The organism is Bacillus sp. FSL R10-2780, from assembly GCF_038006125.1.
GTDB lineage: Bacteria > Bacillota > Bacilli > Bacillales > Bacillaceae_G > Bacillus_A > Bacillus_A cereus_U.
Genome location: NZ_JBBOUQ010000001.1, coordinates 2,070,620 through 2,096,801, shown reverse-complemented (window position 1 = coordinate 2,096,801; position 26,182 = coordinate 2,070,620). Strand labels below are relative to the sequence as shown.

Sequence of the window (26,182 nt, the reverse complement as noted above, 5' to 3'; positions counted from 1 at the left end):
GCAAAATCTAGCTTCCTGTTTTAGTTAGATGAATCATGGGATTAATAAAATCTTCCCAGTACTTTTACGGCTCTCTAATAATTCATGTGCAAGAGCACCATCTTGTAAAGAGAATGTAGTAGGATTCGCGATGTTTAATTTTCCATTCGCAATCCATTCGAATAGTTGAGAGGAACGTTCTTTTCGCTCTTCGTAAGATATAAGTACATTCCAAAGGTCTCCGCCAGTTAAAGTTTTCGAAGTATCCATAAGCATACGTGGATCAACTGGCGCAGGATTACCACCGGCCATTCCGTAAAATACGACAGTACCACCAATTTTAGTCGCTTTAAAGCTTTCTTCTAATGTAGAACCTACTGATTCATACACAACATTTACGCCAGCATCATTAGTCATTTCAAGTACATTCGTATGCCATGCTTCGCTATATAAAAATACGTGATCGGCACCGGCTAACGCTGCTATCTGTGCTTTTTCTTTTGATGACGTAAGACCGATTACTGTTCCGCCCTGTAGTTTAATCATTTGGATGAGAAGCTGACCAACACCACCAGCTGCGGCATGTACTAAAGCTATATCACCTTGTTTTATTTGATAGCTATCTTTCGTTAAATAATGTGCTGTTAATCCTTGTAATAAGATAGAAGCGGCTGTTTCAAAAGAAATAGAATCTGGAAGTGGAATTGCTTTTTCTGATGGAACAGCAACTAATTCTGCATTTGCAAATGGAACGTCAGCAAATGCAATGCGATCTCCAGGATTGATAGTAGTAACGTCAGCTCCTACTTTTTCAACAATACCAGCCCCTTCATAACCTAATATATAAGGCGGATTACCAGCGAGATGATAATCGCCGCGGCGTCTATAAATATCAGCGAAATTTAAACCAATTGCTTGCATGCGAACAAGAATTTCATTTGGATTTATGATTGGATCAGCTATTTCTTTATATTGTAGTACATCAGCGTCTCCGAATGTTTCGAAATAAAGTGCTTTCATATGGAATACCTCCATTTATATTGTTTGTAGATGTTCTTTATCATACAATACAAATATCAATAGAAAAAGAAGATTATTTCGATGGAATCAATCGAAAATGTCGATTGAAAAGGGGGAATAGCAAATGGAGATAAAACAATTAATTACATTTAAAGTAGCGGCAGAGACTTTGAACTTTACCCAAACTGCGAAGAAATTAAACTTTGCCCAATCGAGCGTGACAGCGCAAATTAAAACGTTAGAGGCTGAGCTCGGTACGCCGTTATTTGAAAGATTAGGGAAACGTCTTTTCTTAACTGAAGCAGGGAAGAAGTTTCAACTATATGCCGATAAGATGATTGCGCTTAGTAACGAAGCGAAAATGGCTGTGAAAGATGATGAGGAAATAGCAGGTACGTTAATAATTGGTGCGCAAGAAAGTCAATGTACATACAGGCTCCCTTCCATATTAAAAAGGTTTAAAGCGCAATTTCCCAAAATAAAACTTATATTTAAACCAGCGCATTCCAATAAAGATGCGAAGGAACAATTGATGGAGGGGAAAGTAGACCTTGTATTTATTTTAGACGAATGTAAAACAGAAGACGTTTTACATGTGGAGCCGCTTATGAAAGAAGAATTAAAAGTAGTAGCGGCTCCGGGGCATCGTTTACTTGAACAATCTTCCGTTTCTATAAAAGATTTAGAGAATGAAACACTTTTATTAACAGAACTCGGTTGCTCGTATCGGACTTTATTTGAAGAGTTATTTCGTGCGGAAGAAGTATATCCGGCAAATAAGATTGAGTTTGTTAGCGTAGAGGCAATTAAACAATGTGTTATTGCAGATTTAGGTGTAGCAGTTTTGCCAGCAATAGTAGTAGAAAAGGATATACGAGAGGGGACGATAAAGGAGTTAGTTTTAAAGAATACAATCACTCCGATCTATACACAAATTGCTTGGCATAAAGATAAATGGATGACATCGCCACTACAACAATTCATTGATGTAACGAGGGAGTCTTTTGCAAGGGATTAAGTGGAGAAATATTTGTTTTATATGTAAGAAGAATAGCACTTTTGTATATAGGGAACCGATACTTGGATGAAACAAGTATCGGTTCTTTATAGTATATTTTTATAATCACTTTAAGTATGGCCATAATAATTGAAAAAACGAATCAACTAAGGTCTGTATCAGGAGGAGTATATCCAAGGTGGCGAGCCATAGATACAATTTGTCCTTTATGATGAAACTCATGTGTTTCCGTATGAGTTAAAAGCCATAGTGGAGTTGTGCTCCAAGGCTCTTTTTGCCATTTCACTTCATTTGCTATATTTTCGAGCCAGCGGTCATTGTATTCATCTAAAAAGCGTTGTACAGTCTCATCTACTAACTTAAATCTAGCACGGACTTTTTTGACATCTGCATGTTCAATTTCATAATCGCTAGCAAATGAAAAATCTGCTCGTTTTTGGTTAAATGCGAATGTTCCAAGCCAGTATCGATAGCAATCGGCTACATGAATATGGGTTTTTATAATGCTGCCACTTCCGAAGTTAGGAACCGTACTGTGCAATTTTTCTTGTGGAATTTCTTCCAAAAATGTAAATAGATTTTCCCTTGTAGAACTAATAAGATTATATTGTTGTTTTAAAACATCTAACATGTAATTACACTCCTCTTTTGTTTACTGAAATATTTGCGCACTAAGTAATTCTATATTTCCGAAGGTTGTACCTTTTTTAAAAAACATATTGCCAAAGTGCGTTAAGCATATTAGATGTATTTTTTAATTGTTTCTGATAGATTAAACAAGGTGAAACTTTAATAAGTTGAACATTTTTAGTTCATAATAAACTGTACATAAAAAAGGAGAACGATAAAATGAATAGACTAGTTGGTTTAAAACAATTTGAAATAACGCGTGGGGCATTACTTAAATTTATGGAAACATTAGATGATAAAACTGCAGATACGCAGCCGGAGGGCTTTAACAATACAATTCGCTGGCATATCGGTCACGTATTAACGGCAGCAGAGACTTTCATGTTTGGAAGAGAATTTAAGCAATTGCCAAGTGAATATCCAGGTATGTTTGGATATGGATCAAGACCATCTAAATGGGAAACAGAAGGACCATCATTAGAAGTGTTAAAGTCTCAGTTACAAGAACAAGCAAAGCGTATTAATGAAATTCCAGCAGAAGCATTTGAAAATAAACTTCCAGAGCCGTTCTTAGGATTGGAAACGGTAGGGGAGCTTTATGGTATGATGCTTTATCATGAAGCAGATCATATTGGTCAAATGAAGGCGATGGAACGTCTGGTGAAATCTTTATAGTTTTGAATTTAATTGCTTAAAAAAACGAAATCCCAGATGGATTTCGTTTTTTTATTGAGCAAGTAGAGAAAATTAATTAATTCTAATATTTCTAACGTAATCAGCATTATCCTTTCGACTGCTTCAAATGTTTGAGCTGCGTAACAATCATAATGCTAATAACAACGAGTAAAAACCATGAGCTAATTTTGCTTAAGTGAACGAGGTTCCATGCTTCCCGTTGATTTGGATATTGCCATGCTCCGAAGAAGGTAGCGATGTTTTCTGCAATCCAAATAAAGAATCCGATAAGGAAAAAGGAGAGAACGAGCGGCATTTTATATGTAACGCCTTGTAATGAAAATTCCACAAATGTCCGAAAGAAAATAATGAATAATAGTAAAGTTAATACCCATCTAAAGTCATATAGAAAATGATGTGTGAAAAAATTGAAGTAAATCATAGCTCCTAACGGCACGGCAAAAATAGCCTTTGGCCAATAATACATTTGCAAATGCAATCTTCTCCACGCCTGGCATATGTAACTTGCGACACTCGCATACATAAAACCACTGTATAGCGGAACACCTAAAACTTTTGAATACGCCTCCTCAGGATAACTCCATGATCCAAAATGCACTTTATATATTTCTAGTAGAAGTCCGATAAGGTGAAAAACAGTAATTACTTTTAATTCGTCTTTCGTTTCAAGTCCCGTTTTATACATTATATATTGCATAAGAAGACATACGATGAGTATGAAATCATAGCGATATAACCCTGGGATAGAAATGATTTTTGAAAGGGCTAGTGTTAAAAAAATAATGACTGGGAACAAACAAGATAATGCTTGTTCGTAAGTGAAATAGAGTAGTTGTTTTATATAAAACATCGTTTCACCTTCTGTAAGTTATTATTTTAATTGAATAATCTGAAGAATAATTAAGTATACTATAGTTCTAAATAATAGAAAACTAGAATTGATTTGTTTAAAAAAACAAAAAAATGTAAAATGAAGTTAATTTAATGCAAGGGAGATGTGCCAATGTCAGCGCTTATTGTAAGTATCCCGTTTATACAACAGTTTATGGAACAAGGGGATAAAGTGAAACTTTAATCAGTGGGGGTTTTATTCATCCCCCACTGATTATTAGTTGAACCAATCGGGCGTTTACGGGCAGTTGATCTCCCACCTAACATCTTCGCTCCAGCTGAATTTTGAGGTGGGAGTCTTACTGCCCGTTAATGCGGGATAAATAGGCTAGAATAATTGTCCCCGCTATTTAAATAAAGGGGGAGTTTGAAATGACGATGAATCTTTTTCAAAATAAAACTATTAAATTATCAGCTATTAGAGAAGCAGATGCTGAAGTGATGGCTAAGTGGCAAGAGGATAGTGAATATTTAAGAAATGTAGATACAGACTTAGCATTCCCGCAATCGTTACATGAAATAGCGAGTGATGGGCTATTAAAGGGACGGAGATCCAATAGTGTTTCTTTCATGTTAAGAACAGTTCAAGATGATCGCTTAATTGGTTTTGTTGCAATTCACGGCATAGAGTGGAATAACAGAACAGGTTTATTAGCAATTGGTATAGGCGATGCAAATGATAGAGGAAAAGGATATGGGAGAGAAGCGTTGCATCTTATTTTAAAGTATGCGTTCTATGAAATGAATTTACACCGCGTTGGCCTCGATGTTATTTCTTATAATAAAGCTGCCATTGCGTTGTATAAAAACATGGGTTTTCAGATGGAAGGGTGTATGAGAGAAGTAGTTCAGCGAGATGGAAAGTGTTTTGATCGAATGATTATGGGGATATTGCGGGATGAATGGATAGAGCTGCAAGATTAAAAGTACATTCCATATTATATATGTAGTATGCAGGAGATATAATGATAATTGGCGAAAATTTACAGTGTACTGATTGAAAAATAAGGGGTTATGTGAGATGAATTTGGAGAAAACAAAACCAGTAAACGAAGAGGTCGCTGAATTAAAAGAACTAATTAAAGAACTACACGGAAGTGTACATCAACTTCAAAGTGAAGTGCAGCAACTAAGGCACGAAAGACCAGTTGTTGAAGTGAGAAAAGGTGTTCAATTATCACCAACAATCATCGGACAAATTGGTGGTATGATTTTAGGTGGATTAGCAATTATCGGGATATTTTGGTGATGAAAAAAGGTTTGCAGCACGATGCTGCAAACCTTTTTAGGCTGTGGAAAAGCACTGCTTGAAGGAGTGTGACTATTAAACGATATGTGGAACAATAAAAGAAAAGGGGCTGAGAAAGGTGCAAATTTAACAGAGAATATAAAGATAACTACAATAAAACCTTATTTGTTATGTATATGTGAAATGCTTGTGATACTTACGAGATAAAATCTCGAATGTTTATATCAAAGAAATAACGTGACTTGGTTTGTGGTCAATTGTAATAGAAATAACTTTAGACAAATAAAAAAGTCGTAATAGAGCTAGATTTCTTAGGATTTAGGTTAAGAAAAATGTACCAAACTGTAACGGTAAGAATCAGGTTACTTCCTACAAATAAACAAGCTTCCACAAATGATTCACGAAATATTATAATTGAGGTTGTACAAGGTGAGATTTCTTCTTATGGAAATTTATCTTTAGTTGTAACAAGAATTGTAGATTAATATTGAAATTTATATAGGTAACTTTTGAAGAGTGAGTAAAAAGAAGAAGTTTTTTACTTACTCTTCAGTGTCATTTTGTCATCTCACTACATTTATTAGGTATGATAAATACTTTTTGGGGTGACATATGTCAGAGAAAAATGAGTTTGGTCCACATAAGGATCTGTACGGAGCGGCACTCGATCCGAATTTAATAGGTCCAACATTTCCAGCTATCCCACCATTTACTTTGCCACCGGGAGCCACCGGATCAACGGGTCCAACAGGAGCAACAGGGTCAACAGGGTCAACAGGATTAACGGGTCCAACAGGAGCAACAGGATTAACGGGTCCAACAGGAGCAACAGGATTAACGGGTCCGACGGGATCAACAGGATTAACGGGTCCAACAGGATCAACAGGATTAACAGGATTAACGGGTCCAACAGGATCAACAGGAGCAACAGGATTAACGGGTCCAACAGGAGCAACAGGATTAACAGGATTAACGGGTCCAACAGGAGCAACAGGATTAACAGGATTAACGGGTCCGACGGGATCAACAGGATTAACAGGATTAACGGGTCCGACGGGTCCAACAGGATCAACAGGATTAACGGGTCCGACGGGTTCAACAGGAGCAACAGGATTAACGGGTCCGACAGGGTCAGCATCTACAAATCGAATTTATGTATCAAATAGGGGAAGCAATAATGTTTCTGTGATAGATGGGCTAACAAATAGTGTGATTGCTACTATTCCTGTCGGAAGTTTCCCACAAGACTTGGGAGTTAATTCATTAACTAACCGAATTTATACAGCGAATTTTAGCAGTAACAATGCTTCCGTAATTAATGGGATGACTAATACTGTAATTGTTACTATTACTCTAGGGAATGGTCCACTTGGAGTAGGGATTAATCCATCTACTAACCTTACCTACGTAACAAATAGTAACGGCAACAATGTTTCTGTAATAAGCGGAGCGATTAATACCGTGATCGCTACTACTTCTCTGGGCACTAGTCCATATAGAGTAGGAGTTAATCCATTAACTAATCTGATTTATATAGTGAATATTGGAAGTAACAACGTATCCGTGATAGATGGGCTAACAAATAGCGTGATTACTACTATTCCGGTGGGGATTAATCCACAGGGAGTAGGGGTCAATCCATCTATAAATCGAATTTACGTATCAAATTTTAACGGCAACAACGTATCCGTGATAAACGGAATGACCAATACTGTAATTGCTACTATTGCCGTCGGGACTTCTCCAGATGGAGTGGGAATTAATTCATCTACTAACCTTATTTATGTAGCAAATGCTAGTCTCAGCAGCAATAATGTCTCCGTGATAAACGGAGCGACTAATGCCGTGATTACTACTATTCCAGTGGGGGCTGGTCCAGAGGGAGTAGGAGTTAATCCATTAACCAATCGAATTTATATAGCAAATACACAAGTCGGAACCGTATCCGTGATAGATGGACTAACAAATACTGTAATTGCTACTATACCAGTTGGGGTTGGTCCATCAGGTATAGGAATCATTTCTTAAATAAAATATAAAACAATAAGATTAACACTTAAGGTTACTTTCGCACTCGAAAACTATGTAAATATTATGAGAAAAGACTCTATCCCTTGGGAGAGTCTTTTTTGCTTTTTATAAAAATTGTTTAATCTGGTAATGAATCGCAACATTAGCTACACAACTAGATAGTGTGCTTGCAATAACGGAAATAATAATTGATGGCATTCTGATTCTATATTTACCTTTAATAGTCTCATTTTTTCTTTTCGGGGATATCTCAAAATATTAGCTTGATAGTCATGGATTGTACTCAAGATTAAACAAATATCTCATTTAAAAATTACATTTAGCATTTTTTAAGAACAATATTAATAAAAATAAACTAAAATGAGGTGATTTTATGGCAGAGAAAAAGCTCCATTTAGGTTGTGGACGGACCATTCTCGAAAACTGGATAAACCTTGATATGGTCAAACAAGATGGAGTAGATGTTGTCGCTAATTTAGATGATTGTAAAAATAGGCGTTTACCTTTTGAAAATGATAGTATTGATGAATTTTTAGCTGAACATTTATTAGAACATATACAATATCCTTTATTTTTAATGGCAGAGTTACATCGTATTGCTAAGTCAAATGCAAAAGCAGTTGTTAAAGTGCCTTATGGATCAAGTGATAGTGCTTTTGAAGATCCGACGCATGTGAGACAATACTTTTTACATTCCTTTGATTATTTTTGCCAACCGTGTTATTGGCGTGCAGATTATGGATATAGAGGCGATTGGTTAACCGAAAAAATTATAATCATTGTAGATGCAAACAAATATCAAGGGAAAACTGGGGCAGAAATATTAGATGATGTGAATAAATACCGGAATATTGTTCTTGAAATGATAGTTGAACTACGAGCTATAAAACCAGTTCGAGAACCACAACGTGAACTACTTACAGCCCCACCTATTGAGATTCGTTTAGGTACTACGGTATAAGTAAAAACCTAAATTCAAATAAAACAAAGATATTTATAACAGAGGTGTTCAGATGATTACAATTAGTTTATGTATGATTGTAAAAAATGAAGAAAAAACACTTAATAGATGTTTAGAATCAGTTAAAGGTATCCCTGATGAAATTATTATTGTAGATACTGGCTCAACAGATCAAACGAAACAAATAGCTAGTAAATGGACGGAGCAAATTTTAGATTTTAAATGGATATATGATTTCTCGGCAGCCCGAAATTATTCCTTTCATCAAGCTTCAATGGACTACATTTTATGGTTAGATGCGGATGATATACTTTTACCAGAAGAACGTCAAAAGCTACTTGCTTTAAAACAATCACTCACTCAAAATATTGATGCAGTTTCCATGATTTATCATGCGGAAATTGATAAATTTAATAATGTTTTAACCAGCATTCGCCGCAATAGATTAATTAAAAGAAGTAAAAACTTTCAATGGCACGGCGTTGTTCATGAAGATCTAAGTATTCATGATCAGTATAATTCTCTCGAAAGTGACATCATAGTCACCCATAAAAAAATTTATAGCAATAATGAATCAGATCGAAATCTCAAACTATATGAACAATTTTTGAAAAAGAATAAAGGTAAAATGACAGTTCACGATATATTTCATTATGCTAGAGAATTACATAAACATAAAAAATATAGACAAGCCATTGAATATTATAACAAATTCTTAGACCGCAAAGATATCCAATTAGAACACAGGCTTTTTGTTATGCATAAATTAGCTAGTTGTTATCATCTAATTGGAAATTTAAAGAAAGAAAAAGAAATCACATTTCAGTCTTTAGAATATGATATTCCTCAACCGGAATTCAGCTGTCGCCTAGGGGAATTCTTTCTTAAGAATAACCAGTTTTCTCAAGCTGCTTATTGGTATAAACAAGCTATAGAAGCACCTTCAGCTAATTCTACTCTTTTCATTGAACAACAACCCTTTAAAACTTGGTTACCACATAAACAATTAGCTTTTTGCTACTTTCAGCTACAGGACTATAAACAGTCTTACCATCATAATAAAAGGGTTCTTAGTTTTTTACCAACTGATGAGGAGACTCTTAATAATATGAAAGTAATCGAGGGGTTAATGATGACTGATTAACAATCATAGGATGTTTAATCATCTATAAAATAAATTTTTTTCGGATGGTGTAAACATCCTATAGGTGTAATAGTTTTTATGTTCGTAAAGATTTGAAATCACTTTACGGGTATCTATGATAACTTATACCCTATTAGAAATACTTTGAATAAAATCTAATCCTTATAATTCTACTTCTCTAACTCCGTTGCCATCTTGTCCAGCACGTTCTCCTTCTGATACAAAAATGCTGTTTCCTCTTCTTTCGTCATCTCAAGCTGTTTATACAGCCCGTCCAACAATGAACACTCCGCATTTTCTAAGATATTTCTATCATGTTTTTGGTTTTCTCCGTAAACTAATCGTTTAAATTGGTTCGCTGGTATACAGTGCATGTAAATAATGTGTGATGCTGCCCCTAATATTTCTTTGTAATGTAGAGCAAGCCCCCATGAGTCAGTCTATGTGTATGGAAAGTAACAGTATACATTCCCATACAATAAAATAAGCGAAGGGGGTAATGAATTGAATGATAAACATCAAATGAAAAAAATAAGTGAGATACTTCAAGCTCATGCATTAGATCCCAATTTAATTGGTCCTACTTTACCGCCCATTCCACCAGTAACATTGCCAACGGGTCCAACAGGAAGCACCGGACCAACAGGAAACACCGGTCCAACAGGAAGCACCGGACCAACAGGAAGCACCGGACCAACAGGAGCCACCGGTCCAACGGGAAGCACCGGTCCAACAGGAGCCACCGGTCCAACAGGAAGCACCGGACCAACAGGAAGCATGGGTCCAACAGGAAGCACCGGTCCAACAGGAAGCACCGGTCCAACAGGAAGCACCGGTCCAACAGGAAGTACCGGTCCAACAGGAAGCACCGGTCCAACAGGAGACACTGGTCCAACAGGAAGCACCGGTCCAACAGGAAGCACGGGATCAACAGGAAACACCGGTCCAACAGGAGCCACCGGTCCAACAGGAAGCACGGGATCAACAGGAAGCACCGGTCCAACAGGAGCCACCGGTCCAACAGGAAGCACGGGATCAACAGGAAACACCGGTCCAACAGGAGATACCGGTCCAACAGGAAGCACGGGATCAACAGGAAACACCGGTCCAACAGGAAGCACGGGATCAACAGGAAGCACCGGACCAGCAGCAGGTATGGATCTAGGTACAATTTATATAACAAATACTAGTTCAAATAATGTATCCGTGATAAATGGAAATACGAATACAGTACTAGCAACCGTACCAGTAGGATCTGCCCCGATAGGAGTGGGAGTGAATTCACCCACGAATCGTATCTATGTAGCAAATCCACTTTCAAATAATGTATCCGTGATAAATGGAAATACGAATACAGTATTAGCAACCGTACCAGTAGGATCGAATCCATCAGGAGTGGGAGTAAATTTATCAACGAATTTGATTTATGTAGCAAATCAAAGTTCAAATAATGTATCCGTGATAAATGGAAATACGAATACAGTACTAGCAACCGTAGCAGTAGGAACGACCCCAATAAGAGTGGGAGTAAATTCATCCACGAATCGTATCTATGTAGCAAATTTTGATTCAAATAATGTATCCGTAATAGACGGAAATGCAAATACAGTACTAGCAACCGTAGCAGTAGGAACGAGCCCATTCGGAGTGGGAGTTAGTTCATCCACGAATCGTATCTATGTAGCAAATGCTGGTTCAAATAATGTATCCGTGATAGATGGAAATACGAATACAGTACTAGCAACCGTAGCGGTAGGAACGAGCTCAGTAGGAGTGGGAGTAAATTTATCAACGAATTTGATTTATGTAGCAAATTTTAGTTCAAATAATGTATCCGTGATAGATGGAAATACGAATACAGTACTAGCAACCGTGGCAGTAGGAACGAACCCATTCGCAGTGGGAGTGAATTCATCCACGAATCGTATCTATGTAGCAAATGCTGGTTCAAATAATGTATCCGTGATAGATGGAAATACAGTACTAACAACCGTAGCAGTAGGAAATACCCCACAAGGAGTGGGAGTGAATCCGTAAAAATTGTAAGAAATCATTTGTTGGTGTTCATAAAAGAGTAGGGGATTGTTTTTTCTTTTTTCCCATTTGTAATATCCACTTCTTGAGGCACCCGCAGTTTCACAAAGCAATAAAATAGAAAAATTCTGCTTTAAGGTATAGATGATCTCATATTCTATTGATTTGTTTCTTTTGACCTTAGCCCCTTTTTCGCAGCTAAGAGCTTTTTTAAGTATGCATTTTCTGCTTCTAATCATTCGATTCTATCATCTTGACTGAACTTGCATTTGCTTGTCTAGATCTTCCTCGTTTTTCTTGTAGGCCAAGAATACCCTCACTATTATAGTTTTTAATCCATCTGTCTATAACTGAATATGTAACTCCTAATTCCCTTCCAATTAATTTACTACCCATTCCTCTATGTAAATACATTTCAATAGCTTTCATTTTAAAATCAATTGAAAAAATTCTTCTAATTTTCCCCATAAAAAAATCCCCTCCATAATAAACAGTACAGTAACTTGCTTTCAATTGTCTACTATGAGGGGATAATACCAGACACAAAAACAGGCTGTGGAGAAGACTTTCTCCACAGCCTGAAAAGGTTTGCAGCACGATGCTGCAAACCTTTTGTTTTTGACGATATAATTTCATGCACTACAATTTTTACATTAAGTAACGTAAATATATATAAGCGTGTGATAATAATAATGCGATAATCGTTAATGGGAAACCGATTTTTAAGAAGTCCATATAAGAGAATCCATGTCCTTCACGTTTTGCAATACCAGCAACGACTACGTTTGCTGATGCACCGATTAATGTTCCATTTCCTCCTAAGCATGCTCCAAGAGATAATGCCCACCATAGTACTTCGATTTGCGGGGAATCGACAGATAGTCCGAGTCCTGTAGCCAAATCTTGAATAAGTGGGATCATTGTTGCGACAAATGGGATGTTGTCGATTGTCGCAGATGCGATACCGGATACCCATAAGATAAGTATAGCAGCGAAACCGATGTCGCCATTTGTTACGTCAAGTACTTGTTGTGCAAGAGAAGAAATGAGTCCGATATCAATTAATCCGCCAACGAGAACGAATAGTCCGGCGAAGAAGAAAATGGTTACCCATTCAACGTGGGCGAATACATCTTCAATATCATGTTCTTTCACACCGATTAGCATAAGAAGTGTAGCACCTGTCATCGCGATAACCGCAGCGTCTACATGAATAAGAGAATGAAGTACAAATCCTAAAATAGTTAGTCCTAAAATCGAAATGGATTTTAAAAGTAGGCTTCGATCTTTAATATAATCTTTTTCATTTAATGCCATTAATATTTTAATTTGCTCAGGCGTTGTTTTTAGTTTGTTGCGATACATGAAGTAAATAATGCCAAGTGTAACGATAGAAATAATAATTACGATAGGAGCTAAGTTAAGTAAAAAGGCATTGAAGTCTAAGTGCTTATTTGCTGATCCAATCATAATGTTCGGTGGGTCACCGATTAATGTTGCTGTTCCGCCTATATTTGAAAAAAGCACTTCTGAAATCAAATAAGGAACAGGGTTTACTTTTAAAATACGTGTAATGGATAGTGTAACAGGTACGATTAATAAGACGGTTGTTACGTTGTCCAAAAATGCTGATCCGATAGCAGTTAATAAGGATAGTAATAATAAAATACGGATTGGTTTTCCGCCAGCTGCTTTTGCCGCTTTAATGGCCACAAATTCAAAGACGCCTGATTGACTCGTAATATGTACGAGAATCATCATCCCAATTAAAAGAGTGATCGTTTCCCATTGAATATGTGATGTGAAAGCAGTATGTAAATCTACAACTCCAAAAATAATCATAATAGCAGCGCCGAATAGTGCGATTACAGCACGATTCAATTTCTCAGAAATAATAAATCCGTACGTGACTAAAAATACGGAAATTGCAAAATAATATTGCCAATTTGCTACTTCATGTGCTGATTGTTCCAATCGTGTCACCTTCTTTAAAGTATGTATTCAATTGTCGAAATGTATCTCGCTACATTAACACGGGATAAAATATATTGTAGCAAATTCAAAAAAGAAAGAAAACTATTTAACAAAGTGAAGGAAAAAATGTGATTTTTACATATGATATAAAAAATATAAAAAACACAGTGCAAATTATTAGGAAAAGTGAGCTTTGTCCTCTAATATAGAGATAGCAATTTACATTATTTTTGCGTAAAATGGTTTAAAGAGGTGAATTCCGATGGAAATAGTAAAAGATAGTTCTCTTATTCAAAATGAAATTGAACGTTTTGTAAATAAAGATGTATATATTCATTTAGAAACGACGAACGGAGCGTATGCGTCACACTTCAATGAAAAGATGATGACAGTTGGAGCATTCATTCGAAATGCAATTATTCGCTTTGAACGCGGGAAAATAACTGGAACAAATCCGTACCGAGTTGGTCTAAAGATGGATCATGGCTGGGTATATGCAGAAGGTATTACGCACTGGGAAGTAGACGATAAAGAGCGTTTATTACTTGCAGGGCATGATAATCAAGGACGATTAGCGGTAGCGCTTGAGTTAAGCTTAACGCCATTTAAGTAAGAAGGAGGGAAACTTATGGAGAGACATGTACTTGTTGTATTTCCGCATCCAGATGATGAAGCATTTGCTGCGGGAGGAACAATTCGCTTATTAACAGATCAAGGAGTACCTGTAACGTATGCATGTGGTACTCTAGGACAAATGGGACGTAACATGGGTAAAAATGTATTTGCTAACCGTGAAACGATTCCAAATATCCGTGAAAAAGAATTAAAAGATGCATGTGAAGCGATGGGAATTCAAGATTTAAGAATGCTTGGTTTCCATGATAAAACGTTAGAATTTGAAGATGTTGATTTCGTTGCAGACAAAATTGAAGCGATCATTCAAGAAGTAAATCCATCTCGAATTATTACATTTTATCCAGAACACGGCGTACATCCAGATCATGATGCATTTGGCCGTGCTGTCGTTCGCGCTGTATCACGTATGCCAAAAGAAGAGCGTCCAGTCATTCATGCAGTTGCGATTACGAGAAATCGCGAAGCGGTACTCGGTGAGCCGGATGTTGTGAATAATATTAGTGAAGTATTTGAACATAAATTAGCTGCACTAGGCGCGCATCGTTCACAAACAGAAGCAATGCTTGAAGAAACACATGCAAAAATAAAAAACAAAGATGCAGCAACATTAAAATGGCTGCAACTTGAACAATTTTGGACTTATAAATGGGAGTAGGCTAGAAGGATATCTTCTAGTATCTCTTACATATAAAAAGCGCCGTCACTTGTGATGGCGCTTTTTTGTGCTATTGTTTCGTACTAGCCAAATACATGAGCATGTGGAATTTTTCGTCTCTTACATGATAATCGAAATAAGGTCCTGGATCTGTACAGTAACCGATATTTTCACTTTGCGTGATTTGAAATTCGTGGCCTGATAAATTTTCTTCTAAGTATTTTGGATGTAAAATATGCTCGTGAGAATTTGGATATAAGGCTGAAATGTTTTTCAAGGATTTGGCCGAACTATCATAATATGAGTATCCGCCGACAATTGTTGAACTGTTATGTAAATAGTTTTTTAGAACGTGAATTGGGAACTGCGGATTGAGCAGTGAAAAATCAGTTACTGAAAAACTATCCACAAAAACATCGATGCTAAGCGGTTTCAATGGTAGATTTAAATCGGAATTCAAAATATAAAGGACGCGTGGCTTCGGATTCATACGCTCAATTCTGTTTCTAACCTTCTTGAGCATCGCAAGTGAATAGCCACTGAATACATAGGACGCGCTTGTTTCAAGAACATCGATATATTTGGGTAGTGACACAAAAGCGTCAACGTTTGTTTCCACAATTAATTTGTTTTTCAAATCTATATTTTGTAGAACTTTTTGAAACTGAAAATTAATTTTTTCAAATAAGTTAATCATTTTGGGATTGATCTCTTTAATCGTTTCTTTATCGTAAAAATAAGATGGATAAGGAGACGTCTCGTACAAATTCGCGGTAATGATAATACCCTCTTCGATAGCTGCCTCGTATCCACAGGTACAAGTTAAACGCCCCGTGTGAATGTAAACTTTTTTAATCGTTACATCTTCCATTTCAAGTGGAATGCGGCACTTCGGACAATAGAGCAAATTTACAAAGTCAAGCGGAATTCCTGTAATATTCTCTTCTTTGGATGAAGGTGAGCTAGTTTGAGCTGCTTTTTCAATCAATTGGATAGCTTTTGATATGTCTTCTTTTTTCTTGGTTAGCTCGTCCTTTTTATCAATGAGCAAGTTGTTGTAGTAGTCGATATCCTCATGGTCTGAGAAGTTTGTGACACGCCGATATGATAAAATTCGTTGGATTTCTATCAATGAAAAATGAAATTTTTTCAGCTCAGTAATAAAAGCCATGTCGTCGAAACACAATTGGTTCATTTGATACTGGGTGTTTTTTTTGTCTGGTATTAATAATCCTAGTTCAATGTAATAACGAACGGTATCAGTCGTAACATGAAAAAGCTTCGCAAATGTACCAATTTTCATAGATGTCCCCCCAATGAAAAAAGTGGAGTTACTCCATTTTTTTCGCAAAATGACTTCAAAAAACTCTCAAATGGCTATTGACTTGGAGGAAACTCCAAGTCATATTATTAATTCAATAAATGTGAATATTTTGAATATTTTTGACTGTATTGTAACATACATGTCACGAAAGGAGAAGGATTAGCTATGGATAAGATGGATCATATGGATACTCTCTCACTATGGACAGCGACTGCAAACAGCTATGACAAAGGAAAACCTCTTGAAGGAAATGAAGAGGCGGATGTTGTCATTATTGGCGCAGGTTTCACAGGTCTTTCTTCTGCATATCATTTGCAAAAGTTAGGGAAGAGTGTCATTGTCCTTGAGCAGGAAACAATCGGATATGGCGCAAGCGGTCGCAACGGCGGGATGGTATTGCCGGGCTATAAGTCAACGATGCAGGAGCTTGCCAAGAAGTATGGTGCCGAAGAGGCGAGGCAGCTTAACGATCTTTCTCTGCTTAGTGTTGAATTAGTGAAAAATATTATCGACGAGCATCAAATCAACTGTAACTTCAGAAAAACAGGTCACATTGTGGCGGCTTACAAAGCCAAGCATTTTGAAGGATTGAAACATGAAAGGGAATACTTAAACAAAAATTTTGGATATGAATGTAGCGTGCTTAATCGAAGTCAGTTGCATCAAGAAATTGATTCCCCGCATTATTATGGCTGTTTAGTCGACAACTCGAGTTACTCATTCCAACCACTGAACTATGCAATTGGTTTGGGAGAAGCGGCTAAATCGATCGGTGCAAAAATCTTTGAGCATTCGAAAGCACTATCTATTGAGTACGGCCGAAATAGTGTGAAAGTTGTAACAGAAAAAGGTGCTGTTACTGCGAAAGACATTATTGTGGCTACAGATGGTTACTCTGGAAAAATCATGACTGAACTGAATAAAGGCGTACTGCCAATTTCGGCACGTATTATTGCTACTGAACAGCTTCCAGAATCACTGGTGAATGCCGTCATTCCTAAAGATCGCATGGTTTTTGATACAAGCAGTTTCCTTTACTATTTCAGGCGCACACCAGATAATCGGATCATATTTGGCGGTGGCGATATTCGTCCAAACTTAGGTGATGCTGTTTATCAAAATGTTTACGATGCTATGGTTAAAATAATGCCAAAACTAGAAGGAAGCAAGATTGATTACAGGTGGGGTGGATTTATCGGGGTTACAATTGATACGTTCCCGGTTATCGGTAGATCCAAAGAAGGCGCATATTTCGCAACGGGTTATACGGGCCACGGCGCGTCTCTCTCGACATTGTTTGGTAAGTTATTGGCACAATGGATCGTTACGGGGAGTGCAGGTGGATACCGATTTGAAAAGGAACGCCTCAAATCATTCCCATTCTATAATCAGAAAACGATGCTGGTCAATATAGCACATATTGGTTTCAAACTGGTAGATATTATTGCGTAAAGGAGAAGTGTTTATGAAAATTAACATGTTCATTGACGGGAAATGGGTAGAAGCATTATCCGGTGCTAGACGAAATATTATCAATCCAGCAACCGGAGAGGTTATCGCAACGTCTGCTCATGGATCAGCAGATGATGCGAAGATAGCAATTAAGGCGGCTCGTAACGCGTTTGACAGCGGAATCTGGTCGGATTTATCGGCTGATGAAAGAGCTGACTATCTATATAAGATTGCAGACCGTCTTGAAGAGAAGACAGCTGAAATTGCCCGTTTGGAAACTGCAAATAACGGTAAGGTAATCCGTGCAACAACCCATGTGGATATTCCGGTGTCGATTCAATGCTTCCGCTATTATGCTGACTTGATCAAAGGTATGAAAAAGGAATCTTACACTCGCGAGGATGCTTCGGAAACAATTATTATTCATGAACCGATTGGTGTTTGTGGACTTATTGTACCTTGGAACTTTCCGCTTATGTTAGCTGTTTGGCAAATTGCTCCTGCACTTGCCGCGGGGAATACAATTGTAATTAAGCCTGCTGACGTCACTCCTGTAAGCGTATTCAAATTATTTGAAATTATCGAAGAGGTTGGACTTCCGGACGGAGTGGCAAACTTGGTATTGGGACCTGGTTCAAAGGTTGGGAATGAGCTTGCAGAGAGCCATGATGTTGACAAAGTTGCCTTTACCGGTGGAACAAAAACAGGTCAAAGTATTATGCGCGCAGCTGCGGGCAATATGAAAAAAATCACACTTGAACTAGGTGGTAAATCTCCACTTATTGTGTTCGACGATGTGGATTTTGAAACCGCAGTCGATAATGCGATGTTTGGTATTTTCCACAATGCTGGGCAAGTTTGTTCAGCTGCATCCCGTTTGCTTGTACAAGAGACCATTTACGATAAGTTTGTTGAAAGATTGGCCGAGCGTGCGAGCAAAATTGTAGTTGGCAACGGAGAAAGCGAGAACATCGAAATGGGAGCCCTCACAAACGAGTCTCATATGAATGAAGTTTTACATTATATAAAGAGTGGAATCGAAGAAGGGGCAAAGTTAGTTTGTGGTGGTAAGCGCTTAACAGAAAATGGGCTTGATCGAGGATTTTTCATTGCACCAACAATCTTTGCTGATGTAAATGCGAATATGTGTATTGTTAAGGAAGAGATTTTTGGTCCAGTCCTTGTTGTACAGAAATTTAAAGATGAGGAAGATGCCATCCGAAAAGCGAATGATTCCATTTATGGATTAGCCGGTGCTGTATTTACTGAAGATATGGACCGAGCAAAACGTGTTATTAGTAAACTGCGTGCGGGAATTACTTGGATTAATAGTTATCATCTCGCTTATGTTGAAGGCCCTTGGGGCGGATATAAGCAAAGTGGAATCGGCAGAGCGTTAGGTGCTGTTGGGCTAGAGCATTTTATGGAAACGAAGCAAATCAATATCCACCAGCATGCCAATCCTGTAGGTTGGTATGCGAATTAATTGAGCAAAACGTGCTATATAAATTATTTATAAGGGGATATGCTCATGAAAATAGTGGACAACGGTCCGTCATCAAAAATAGAGCAACCAGAAGTAATGAATAAGCCGGTGGATGATTCAGTGCTAGGAACCAAAAGTATTCCGTTACTATATTTACGGTTTGCTTTGGCGGGAATTATGGCTAACGTAATTTTAGGAGTTGTATCGGTTGTTGATGGCTATTTCGTCAGTGGCTTTCAGGAGCTGGAAGTCGAAGGGATCGGAATTGGATTTACGGTCATGGTTATTACCCGTATGATTGGTGTTCTTTTAGGTGTGGGAGCCGGAGCGGTCATTTCACTTCGGCTTGGAAAAGGCAAGATAGAGGAAGCTAGAGGTATTATGGGACAAACTTTATGGTTTACTCTTTTCCTTTCCACTTTGTTAGCCATACTTGGATTGATCTTTGAAAATGATATTATGATTTTATTTGGAGCAAGTGATGAAGCGCTTCCATATGCGGTGCAATATAGCCGACTGCTATGGATTTCGTTGCCATTAACGATATTGGCCGTTGTATTAAGTATTTTAGCTAATATCGATGAAAAACCTATATTATCAATGAACAGTTGGTTAGTCGCAGCGGTGGTTGCTGGGACTATGGAATGGATTATGGTAGTGAAGTATGACATGGGGATGATGGGTTCTTCATGGGCTAATACGATTTCGCAATCGATTCCTGCTCTCCTAATCTTTTATTTCTGGTTTGGTAAAACAAAACTTAAGCCGAAAATGAAAGATATGATGATTAATCTCAAGAAGATTGGTGAAGTGGTTTGGACGGGCTTTGCATCTTTCTCGAGTCAGTTCATGATGTTTATTGCAATTATTTTCACCAACAACTTACTGCAAAGCTACGGTGGTGGTTTGCACGTTGCAGCTTTCACAATTCAAAACGGTTACATTACAAATCTCCTCGCCTTAGCAGCGCTCGGTGGGATGACAGGACTTCAACCGATTATTAGTTATAATTACGGTGCGGGCAACCTTGATCGTGTGAAACAAGCAATTAAGATGGGACTCATTTTTACAGTTTCCTTCTTTGTAATCGTGACAGCCATACTAATCATTTTTGCAGATCCAATTGTGGCATTTTTTTCCGGTGGTAATCCTGAATTACAGAAACTGGGTATTTGGACGACAGTTATATTCAATTGTTTGTTTACGCTTAGTGCAGTTAGTTTGCTTATCTCTGGTTATTTTGAATCACAAGAAAGAAACTGGTCCGCAACGTTTATTAGTGTAAGCAAAATATTGTTGTTCATGTTACCGTTTCTATTTATTTTCCCGAAATACTGGGGTGTAGAAGGTGTATGGTACGCTGCTCCTGCTGCAGAAATTCCAGGTGTTCTCATTGCCATATACTTTATGAGAAAAGAGTTCAAACGTTTAAAAGCTACCAATGTTAATACAGCTACCAATGTTAAAACAGTAGATTTATAGGAACGTATTCCGTCAAAATTACCAATAAGAAAGAGGGATATCATCATGTTTTTTGCGAAAAAAATTACAGCAGAAGAAGCAGAGCAACTAGGTGCCAACACATGGGAACCGTGGGTAGGCGAACCGAATAAAGGAACGTGGCATGTAGAAGAACAGGAAGTTTTCTATGTGACAGACGGTGAAGTGTTTATTACTGTTGATGGAAAAAAGTATCATATTACAAAGGACTGGGTCGTTTCCTTAGCTAAGGATCTTGTTTGTGAATGGGATTGCCCAGTATTTCTGAAAAAGAATTATAAGATGAACCATGAGATTAATCTAAAATAATGTGAACTGGGGAGTGGACAAATGCTAAGCAGATGACTGCTCCTGTGTATTCAATGGATAAGATTAAGATTAGTAATGTTGAAGAAATGTATGCAAATAAGTTTACATACCGTCAAATGAATGCGCTTTCTTTTGTGAGTGTAATAAATACATAGGACGGTTATTTTAAAATAGGAGGCTTCACCATGGTAGTAATGAAAAATATACAAACGTTGAAAAATTATATTGGCGGACAATGGATAGAATCTACAAGTAAACATGTTGAAGATGTACCAAATCCAGCAACAGGAGAGATTATTGCTCGTGTGCCTCTTTCGACTAAAGAAGATGTAGATAGAGCTGTAGCAACTGCTAAAGAAGCATTCAAAACATGGAGAAAGATCGCTGTTCCTCGGCGTGCTCGGATTCTATTTCGCTATCAACAGCTATTGATTGAAAACTGGGAAGAGTTAGCTAAACTCGTAACCTTGGAAAACGGAAAAAGTTATCAAGAAGCATACGGTGAAGTACAGCGGGGGATTGAATGTGTCGAATTTGCCGCAGGCGCACCCACTTTAATGATGGGAGAACAACTTCCCGATATTGCTACCGGTGTTGAATCAGGGATGTATCGTTACCCGATCGGAGTAATCGCAGGAATAACGCCATTTAACTTTCCGATGATGGTGCCATGCTGGATGTTTCCACTCGCGATTGCATGCGGAAATACGTTTGTATTAAAACCATCTGAAAGAACACCGCTATTGGCTAATCGCATAGCTGAACTGTTTAAAGAAGCAGGTCTTCCAGATGGAGTACTAAATATTGTGCATGGTGCACATGACGTCGTTAACGGCATTCTTGACAATGAGGATGTGAAGGCTATATCTTTCGTTGGTTCCCAACCTGTGGCTGAGTATATATATAAAACAGCAGCAGCTAACGGCAAACGTGTACAAGCTCTTGCAGGGGCAAAAAATCATTCGATCGTATTAAAAGATGCGGACCTTAGTTCTACAGTGAAAGAAATTATAAATGCTGCTTTCGGTTCAGCTGGTGAACGATGCATGGCTGCGGCTGTTGTTGTCGTGGAAGAAGACGTTGCAGATGAGCTCGTTAATAGACTGCTTCAAGAGGCTAATGCAATTACGATTGGTAATGGCCTGGAAGAAGGTGTTTTCCTTGGTCCTGTTATTCGTGAAGGACATAAAGAGCGGACACTCGGATACATTCAATCCGGTGTAGAGCAGGGAGCGACACTTATTCGTGACGGACGTGAAGACGATGCAGCAAACAGCCAAGGTTATTTTGTTGGCCCAACGATTTTTGACAATGTGACACAGGAAATGAAAATTTGGCAAGATGAAATCTTCGCACCGGTTCTTTCTATTGTACGCGTAAAAGACTTAATGGAAGCGATTCGTGTTGCTAATGCATCACCATTCGCAAATGGTGCATGCCTGTACACCGATAGCGCTAAAGCTATTCGTGAATTCCGTGAAGAAATTGATGCAGGTATGCTTGGGGTTAATCTTGGAGTTCCAGCTCCAATGGCATTCTTCCCATTCTCAGGTTATAAGAAATCCTTCTATGGTGATCTCCATGCAAATGGAAAAGACGGCGTAGAATTCTATACTCGCAAGAAAATGCTTACGGCTCGTTATTGAAAGAATGATATGAAATCATAAAAAGATAGAATGGAGTTGGTGATTGTGCAAGCGACAGAGCAAACACAAAGTTTGAAAAAAACAGATGAAAAGTACCTTTGGCACGCAATGAGAGGAGCAGCCCCTAGTCCAACGAATTTAATTATCACAAAAGCAGAAGGGGCATGGGTGACGGATATTGATGGAAACCGTTATTTAGACGGTATGTCCGGTCTTTGGTGCGTGAATGTTGGGTATGGCCGAAAAGAGCTTGCAAGAGCGGCTTTTGAACAGCTTGAAGAAATGCCGTATTTCCCTCTGACACAAAGTCATGTTCCTGCTATTAAATTAGCAGAAAAATTGAATGAATGGCTTGGTGACGAATACGTCATTTTCTTTTCTAACAGTGGATCGGAAGCGAATGAAACAGCGTTTAAAATTGCTCGTCAATATCATCAACAAAAAGGTGATCATGGACGCTATAAGTTTATTTCACGCTATCGTGCTTACCACGGTAACACAATGGGGGCTCTTGCAGCAACAGGTCAAGCGCAGCGAAAGTATAAATATGAACCACTCGGGCAAGGATTCTTGCATGTAGCACCGCCTGATACGTATCGAAATCCAGATGATGTTCATACACTGGCAAGTGCTAATGAAATCGATCGTGTCATGACATGGGAGTTAAGCCAAACAGTAGCCGGTGTGATTATGGAGCCAATTATTACCGGGGGCGGAATTTTAATGCCTCCTGATGGATATATGGAAAAAGTAAAAGAAATTTGCGAGAAGCACGGTGCGTTGCTCGTTTGTGATGAAGTTATATGTGGATTTGGACGGACAGGGAAGCCGTTTGGATTTATGAATTATGGCGTCAAACCAGATATCATTACAATGGCAAAAGGTATTACAAGTGCGTATCTTCCTTTGTCAGCAACAGCAGTTAGACGAGAGGTTTATGAGGCATTCGTAGGTAGTGATGATTATGATCGCTTCCGCCATGTGAATACGTTCGGAGGAAATCCTGCTGCTTGTGCTTTAGCTTTGAAGAATTTAGAAATTATGGAGAATGAGAAACTCATTGAACGTTCCAAAGAATTGGGTGAACGACTGTTATATGAACTTGAGGATGTAAAAGAGCATCCAAATGTAGGAGATGTTCGCGGAAAAGGCCTTCTTTTAGGCATTGAACTAGTGGAAGATAAGCAAACAAAAGAACCAGCTTCTATTGAAAAGATGAACAAAGTCATCAATGCTTGTAAAGAAAAAGGTCTAATTATTGGTAAAAATGGTGACACTGTTGCAGGTTACAATAATATTTTGCAGCTTGCTCCTCCATTAAGCATCACAGAGGAAGACTTTACTTTTATCGTTAAAACAATGAAAGAATGTTTATCTCAACTTTAATTAATTATTGATAAATCTTGTTAAAAAGCGGAAGAGCCTATTGAGAGATATAACTTTAAATATTGAATGAATTACTCGAAAAGAGTAATTCCGAAAGGGTTGAGTTTATGAAAGCTGATGTTGTATTGATAAATGGAGAAGTTATTACAGTAGACAAAAAGAATACAGTAGTCGAAGCTGTAGCAATAAAAGATAATCGCATCGTAGTTGTTGGCTCAAATCAGGAGGTTAAGAGTTTTATAGGAGAAAAAACGGATGTAATTGACCTGCAAGGAAAAACGCTTCTTCCTGGATTCATTGATTCCCATCTTCACATCATTTCTCATGGACTAAATCAGTTGGCTGTCAGTTGTAAAGCTGAACATATTGATTCTATCGAGGCTTTGTTAGATAATCTGAAAAAGAAGGCATTAGAAACGCCAAAAGGTGAATGGATACGTGCTTGGGGCTTTAATGAAACCGCTGTGAAGGAAAAGCGTTATCCAACAATTACTGAGCTGGATGAAATTTCAGTTGAACACCCTATTATTGTAACCCGTACTTGCCACCACATAAGTGTGGTGAACAGCAAAGCATTAGAAATTGCGCAAATTAACGAGAACACACCGAACACGAGTGGGGGGGTTATTGAAAAGAATCAGGCAGGTAGGCTTACAGGAAAGTTAATTGAAGCAGCAAATATGAGGATGAGCGAGGTTGCAAGTTATACAGAAAGTGAAATGATGAAGGCTGTGAAAATTGCATCAGATCATTTCGTTGCAGCGGGCATAACAAGTATACATGACGCAGGTGGAGATGGACCTGAGAGTTATCGTTTACTACAACAAGCTGTGAAGAGTAGGGATATTCGTGTCCGAATATATGCAATGATATGTCAAATAAATAACTCCCATGAATTTGTTAATAAAATGGTCGAAGCTGGTGTGGTAACTGGTACCGGAGATGAGAGATTCAAAGTCGGACCAGCTAAATTGTTTACAGATGGAAGTAGCACTGGGCCTACAATTGCAACCCGTAAGTCGTACTCGAGTGACCCTACCAATTATGGCATTCTTTATTATAGTGAGGAAGAAATTTACCGGGTTTTAGGTGAAGCGCATAAAAAAGGTTATCAAATCACTGTACATGCACAAGGCGATAAAGCTATTGAAATGTATTTAAACTGTGTAGAAAGGGCGCTAGAGGAATCACCAAGAAAAAATCACCGTCATCGAATCGAGCACGCGGGAATTTCTTCACCAGATTTACAAGAGAGAATGAAAAAACTTGAGATGATTCCTATTCCAAATCCTCCATTTCCATATGAATTCGGAGAGATATATGTAGAGCACTATGGTGATCGTGTGAATCACATGTACGCTGCTCGTGATTTTATTGATCGTGGTATCATTGCAGCAGGTAGTTCGGATGCACCAGTTACTGACTATAATCCTTTATTAGGAATTCATGTTGCTGTCAATAGAAAAACCAAGTCTGGAATAGAGGTTGGTGCTAATCAATCTATAAGCGTAATGGAAGCTATTAAACTATACACATGGAATGGTGCTTATGCGAGTTTTGAAGAAGAGATAAAAGGAAGCATAGAGACCGGAAAGTTGGCGGATTTAGTTATATTAAATGACAGCATCTTAAGTGTCAATCCAAACCAAATTAAAGATTTAAAAGTAGAAACAACAATTATTGATGGTGAAATTATCTATCAAAAAGAACAATCAGTGAAAATTTAGCCATAAAAAACTCCCCCTCCAATTGTTAGACTATGTATAACAATTGGAGGGAGAGTTCAGCTGTTTAGTTAAGCTTTTTAAATCTTTTCTAATTGACAAGGGTCACTGCATTATGTTTTTGATTGGTCAATTCATAATCGTGAAGGTACGAATGCGAGAATTATTTCATAATAAGGTAATTGTATTAAGTTATTAACTTTTTTTGAAACGAATCGATTTTCCGAGAGAATAAAAAGGACATTCGTGTACTAACAAATATTCAGATCATGAACACTAGAAAACAAATACAACCTATCATATAATTGAAAGACTATATTGTAAAATCAATGTTAATATTACCCTCCTATAAGTATTAACATGCGTAATTGAGGTGTTTTCTTTGTTGTTTTATGATCGAATTTCTATAATGGCCCCTCCTGTTCCGTAGCTAAGGA

The 26,182-nt window shown here is 37.9% G+C and carries 23 protein-coding genes and 1 pseudogene; 18 read left to right on the top strand and 6 right to left on the bottom strand.

The window, feature by feature from the left end:
- Positions 1-33: 33 nt before the first annotated feature.
- Positions 34-999, bottom strand: coding sequence for a quinone oxidoreductase family protein (locus NSQ47_RS10945; RefSeq protein WP_341036882.1), 966 nt, complete (start codon positions 997-999; stop codon positions 34-36).
- Positions 1,000-1,123: 124 nt separating this feature from the next.
- On the opposite strand from NSQ47_RS10945, the gene NSQ47_RS10940 reads away from it, so the two are divergent.
- The gene (locus NSQ47_RS10940; protein WP_341036880.1) at positions 1,124-2,017 is read left to right on the top strand and encodes a LysR family transcriptional regulator; all 894 of its coding nucleotides are present in this window, start codon (positions 1,124-1,126) and stop codon (positions 2,015-2,017) included.
- Between the two features lie 142 nt (positions 2,018-2,159).
- Here the strand turns inward: NSQ47_RS10940 and NSQ47_RS10935 are convergent, their stop codons facing one another.
- Positions 2,160-2,648, bottom strand: coding sequence for a DinB family protein (locus NSQ47_RS10935; protein WP_002111019.1), 489 nt, complete (start codon positions 2,646-2,648; stop codon positions 2,160-2,162).
- Between the two features lie 218 nt (positions 2,649-2,866).
- On the opposite strand from NSQ47_RS10935, the gene NSQ47_RS10930 reads away from it, so the two are divergent.
- A complete protein-coding gene (locus NSQ47_RS10930) occupies positions 2,867-3,322 on the top strand; it encodes a DinB family protein (RefSeq protein ID WP_341036879.1) in 456 nt (151 codons plus the stop codon).
- Between the two features lie 106 nt (positions 3,323-3,428).
- Here NSQ47_RS10930 and NSQ47_RS10925 read toward each other — a convergent pair whose 3' ends face one another.
- Positions 3,429-4,193, bottom strand: coding sequence for a DUF817 domain-containing protein (locus tag NSQ47_RS10925; RefSeq protein ID WP_341036878.1), 765 nt, complete (start codon positions 4,191-4,193; stop codon positions 3,429-3,431).
- A gap of 413 nt (positions 4,194-4,606) precedes the next feature.
- Here NSQ47_RS10925 and NSQ47_RS10920 point away from each other — a divergent pair, with 413 nt between their 5' ends.
- The 7 genes from NSQ47_RS10920 to NSQ47_RS10885 all read left to right on the top strand — a co-directional run bounded on the left by NSQ47_RS10920 (position 4,607) and on the right by NSQ47_RS10885 (position 11,656).
- Positions 4,607-5,158 carry a GNAT family N-acetyltransferase gene (locus NSQ47_RS10920; protein ID WP_341036877.1) on the top strand — a complete coding sequence of 184 codons (552 nt, stop codon included), beginning with the start codon at positions 4,607-4,609 and terminating at the stop codon, positions 5,156-5,158.
- Between the two features lie 97 nt (positions 5,159-5,255).
- Positions 5,256-5,483 carry a hypothetical protein gene (locus tag NSQ47_RS10915; RefSeq protein WP_002161008.1) on the top strand — a complete coding sequence of 76 codons (228 nt, stop codon included), beginning with the start codon at positions 5,256-5,258 and terminating at the stop codon, positions 5,481-5,483.
- Between the two features lie 332 nt (positions 5,484-5,815).
- On the top strand, positions 5,816-5,968 hold the full coding sequence (locus tag NSQ47_RS10910) for a hypothetical protein (protein WP_341036876.1): 153 nt from the start codon (positions 5,816-5,818) through the stop codon (positions 5,966-5,968).
- Positions 5,969-6,095: 127 nt separating this feature from the next.
- Positions 6,096-7,511 (top strand): exosporium leader peptide-containing protein, encoded by a 1,416-nt coding sequence (locus tag NSQ47_RS28235; RefSeq protein WP_445662094.1) that lies wholly within the window; start codon positions 6,096-6,098, stop codon positions 7,509-7,511.
- A gap of 376 nt (positions 7,512-7,887) precedes the next feature.
- Entirely contained in the window at positions 7,888-8,475 is a 588-nt protein-coding gene (locus tag NSQ47_RS10895; RefSeq protein ID WP_002161011.1) for a class I SAM-dependent methyltransferase, read from the top strand.
- Between the two features lie 52 nt (positions 8,476-8,527).
- Positions 8,528-9,619: a tetratricopeptide repeat-containing glycosyltransferase family 2 protein gene (locus NSQ47_RS10890; protein WP_341036874.1), complete on the top strand. Its 1,092-nt coding sequence runs from the start codon at positions 8,528-8,530 to the stop codon at positions 9,617-9,619.
- 522 nt (positions 9,620-10,141) lie between these two features.
- Entirely contained in the window at positions 10,142-11,656 is a 1,515-nt protein-coding gene (locus NSQ47_RS10885; RefSeq protein ID WP_445662103.1) for an exosporium leader peptide-containing protein, read from the top strand.
- Between the two features lie 154 nt (positions 11,657-11,810).
- Here NSQ47_RS10885 and NSQ47_RS10880 read toward each other — a convergent pair.
- Together NSQ47_RS10880 and NSQ47_RS10875 are read right to left on the bottom strand one after the other, a co-directional pair.
- A pseudogene (locus tag NSQ47_RS10880) lies at positions 11,811-12,121 on the bottom strand (transposase).
- Between the two features lie 180 nt (positions 12,122-12,301).
- Positions 12,302-13,627, bottom strand: a complete 1,326-nt coding sequence (locus tag NSQ47_RS10875; RefSeq protein ID WP_341036872.1) for an ArsB/NhaD family transporter — start codon at positions 13,625-13,627, stop codon at positions 12,302-12,304.
- A 262-nt stretch (positions 13,628-13,889) separates the two neighbouring features.
- Here NSQ47_RS10875 and NSQ47_RS10870 point away from each other — a divergent pair, with 262 nt between their 5' ends.
- A complete protein-coding gene (locus tag NSQ47_RS10870) occupies positions 13,890-14,240 on the top strand; it encodes a YojF family protein (protein ID WP_000407039.1) in 351 nt (116 codons plus the stop codon).
- A 15-nt stretch (positions 14,241-14,255) separates the two neighbouring features.
- Positions 14,256-14,918 carry a bacillithiol biosynthesis deacetylase BshB2 gene (gene bshB2 / locus NSQ47_RS10865; protein WP_000439466.1) on the top strand — a complete coding sequence of 221 codons (663 nt, stop codon included), beginning with the start codon at positions 14,256-14,258 and terminating at the stop codon, positions 14,916-14,918.
- 70 nt (positions 14,919-14,988) lie between these two features.
- Here bshB2 and NSQ47_RS10860 read toward each other — a convergent pair whose 3' ends face one another.
- Complete coding sequence (locus NSQ47_RS10860) at positions 14,989-16,221, bottom strand: MerR family transcriptional regulator (protein WP_002199776.1); 1,233 nt, start codon at positions 16,219-16,221, stop codon at positions 14,989-14,991.
- A gap of 186 nt (positions 16,222-16,407) precedes the next feature.
- On the opposite strand from NSQ47_RS10860, the gene NSQ47_RS10855 reads away from it, so the two are divergent.
- From NSQ47_RS10855 to NSQ47_RS10825, 7 genes are all read left to right on the top strand, one after another.
- Positions 16,408-17,694, top strand: a complete 1,287-nt coding sequence (locus NSQ47_RS10855; RefSeq protein ID WP_341036871.1) for an NAD(P)/FAD-dependent oxidoreductase — start codon at positions 16,408-16,410, stop codon at positions 17,692-17,694.
- 13 nt (positions 17,695-17,707) lie between these two features.
- Positions 17,708-19,180: an aldehyde dehydrogenase family protein gene (locus tag NSQ47_RS10850; protein WP_341036870.1), complete on the top strand. Its 1,473-nt coding sequence runs from the start codon at positions 17,708-17,710 to the stop codon at positions 19,178-19,180.
- A gap of 45 nt (positions 19,181-19,225) precedes the next feature.
- Positions 19,226-20,662 carry an MATE family efflux transporter gene (locus NSQ47_RS10845; protein WP_340824963.1) on the top strand — a complete coding sequence of 479 codons (1,437 nt, stop codon included), beginning with the start codon at positions 19,226-19,228 and terminating at the stop codon, positions 20,660-20,662.
- A gap of 45 nt (positions 20,663-20,707) precedes the next feature.
- Positions 20,708-20,989 carry a cupin domain-containing protein gene (locus NSQ47_RS10840; protein ID WP_340824961.1) on the top strand — a complete coding sequence of 94 codons (282 nt, stop codon included), beginning with the start codon at positions 20,708-20,710 and terminating at the stop codon, positions 20,987-20,989.
- A 185-nt stretch (positions 20,990-21,174) separates the two neighbouring features.
- Positions 21,175-22,635, top strand: a complete 1,461-nt coding sequence (locus tag NSQ47_RS10835) for a CoA-acylating methylmalonate-semialdehyde dehydrogenase (protein ID WP_341036868.1) — start codon at positions 21,175-21,177, stop codon at positions 22,633-22,635.
- Between the two features lie 30 nt (positions 22,636-22,665).
- Positions 22,666-24,021, top strand: a complete 1,356-nt coding sequence (locus tag NSQ47_RS10830; protein WP_341036865.1) for an aspartate aminotransferase family protein — start codon at positions 22,666-22,668, stop codon at positions 24,019-24,021.
- A 107-nt stretch (positions 24,022-24,128) separates the two neighbouring features.
- The gene (locus NSQ47_RS10825; RefSeq protein ID WP_341036863.1) at positions 24,129-25,748 is read left to right on the top strand and encodes an amidohydrolase; all 1,620 of its coding nucleotides are present in this window, start codon (positions 24,129-24,131) and stop codon (positions 25,746-25,748) included.
- The last annotated feature ends 434 nt before the right edge of the window (positions 25,749-26,182 follow it).

What these genes read in the sequence shown, in the direction of transcription:
- NSQ47_RS10895 (WP_002161011.1), top strand. Translation starts at nt 7,888, where the DNA reads ATGGCAGAGAAAAAGCTCCATTTAGGTTGTGGACGGACCATTCTCGAA.
- NSQ47_RS10940 (WP_341036880.1), top strand. Translation starts at nt 1,124, where the DNA reads ATGGAGATAAAACAATTAATTACATTTAAAGTAGCGGCAGAGACTTTG.
- NSQ47_RS10830 (WP_341036865.1), top strand. Translation starts at nt 22,666, where the DNA reads ATGGAGTTGGTGATTGTGCAAGCGACAGAGCAAACACAAAGTTTGAAA.
- NSQ47_RS10835 (WP_341036868.1), top strand. Translation starts at nt 21,175, where the DNA reads ATGGTAGTAATGAAAAATATACAAACGTTGAAAAATTATATTGGCGGA.
- bshB2 (WP_000439466.1), top strand. Translation starts at nt 14,256, where the DNA reads ATGGAGAGACATGTACTTGTTGTATTTCCGCATCCAGATGATGAAGCA.
- NSQ47_RS28235 (WP_445662094.1), top strand. Translation starts at nt 6,096, where the DNA reads ATGTCAGAGAAAAATGAGTTTGGTCCACATAAGGATCTGTACGGAGCG.
- NSQ47_RS10920 (WP_341036877.1), top strand. Translation starts at nt 4,607, where the DNA reads ATGACGATGAATCTTTTTCAAAATAAAACTATTAAATTATCAGCTATT.
- NSQ47_RS10825 (WP_341036863.1), top strand. Translation starts at nt 24,129, where the DNA reads ATGAAAGCTGATGTTGTATTGATAAATGGAGAAGTTATTACAGTAGAC.
- NSQ47_RS10845 (WP_340824963.1), top strand. Translation starts at nt 19,226, where the DNA reads ATGAAAATAGTGGACAACGGTCCGTCATCAAAAATAGAGCAACCAGAA.
- NSQ47_RS10925 (WP_341036878.1), bottom strand. Translation starts at nt 4,193, where the DNA reads ATGTTTTATATAAAACAACTACTCTATTTCACTTACGAACAAGCATTA.
- NSQ47_RS10885 (WP_445662103.1), top strand. Translation starts at nt 10,142, where the DNA reads ATGAAAAAAATAAGTGAGATACTTCAAGCTCATGCATTAGATCCCAAT.
- NSQ47_RS10915 (WP_002161008.1), top strand. Translation starts at nt 5,256, where the DNA reads ATGAATTTGGAGAAAACAAAACCAGTAAACGAAGAGGTCGCTGAATTA.
- NSQ47_RS10855 (WP_341036871.1), top strand. Translation starts at nt 16,408, where the DNA reads ATGGATAAGATGGATCATATGGATACTCTCTCACTATGGACAGCGACT.
- NSQ47_RS10850 (WP_341036870.1), top strand. Translation starts at nt 17,708, where the DNA reads ATGAAAATTAACATGTTCATTGACGGGAAATGGGTAGAAGCATTATCC.
- NSQ47_RS10890 (WP_341036874.1), top strand. Translation starts at nt 8,528, where the DNA reads ATGATTACAATTAGTTTATGTATGATTGTAAAAAATGAAGAAAAAACA.
- NSQ47_RS10910 (WP_341036876.1), top strand. Translation starts at nt 5,816, where the DNA reads ATGTACCAAACTGTAACGGTAAGAATCAGGTTACTTCCTACAAATAAA.
- NSQ47_RS10840 (WP_340824961.1), top strand. Translation starts at nt 20,708, where the DNA reads ATGTTTTTTGCGAAAAAAATTACAGCAGAAGAAGCAGAGCAACTAGGT.
- NSQ47_RS10870 (WP_000407039.1), top strand. Translation starts at nt 13,890, where the DNA reads ATGGAAATAGTAAAAGATAGTTCTCTTATTCAAAATGAAATTGAACGT.
- NSQ47_RS10860 (WP_002199776.1), bottom strand. Translation starts at nt 16,221, where the DNA reads ATGAAAATTGGTACATTTGCGAAGCTTTTTCATGTTACGACTGATACC.
- NSQ47_RS10935 (WP_002111019.1), bottom strand. Translation starts at nt 2,648, where the DNA reads ATGTTAGATGTTTTAAAACAACAATATAATCTTATTAGTTCTACAAGG.
- NSQ47_RS10945 (WP_341036882.1), bottom strand. Translation starts at nt 999, where the DNA reads ATGAAAGCACTTTATTTCGAAACATTCGGAGACGCTGATGTACTACAA.
- NSQ47_RS10930 (WP_341036879.1), top strand. Translation starts at nt 2,867, where the DNA reads ATGAATAGACTAGTTGGTTTAAAACAATTTGAAATAACGCGTGGGGCA.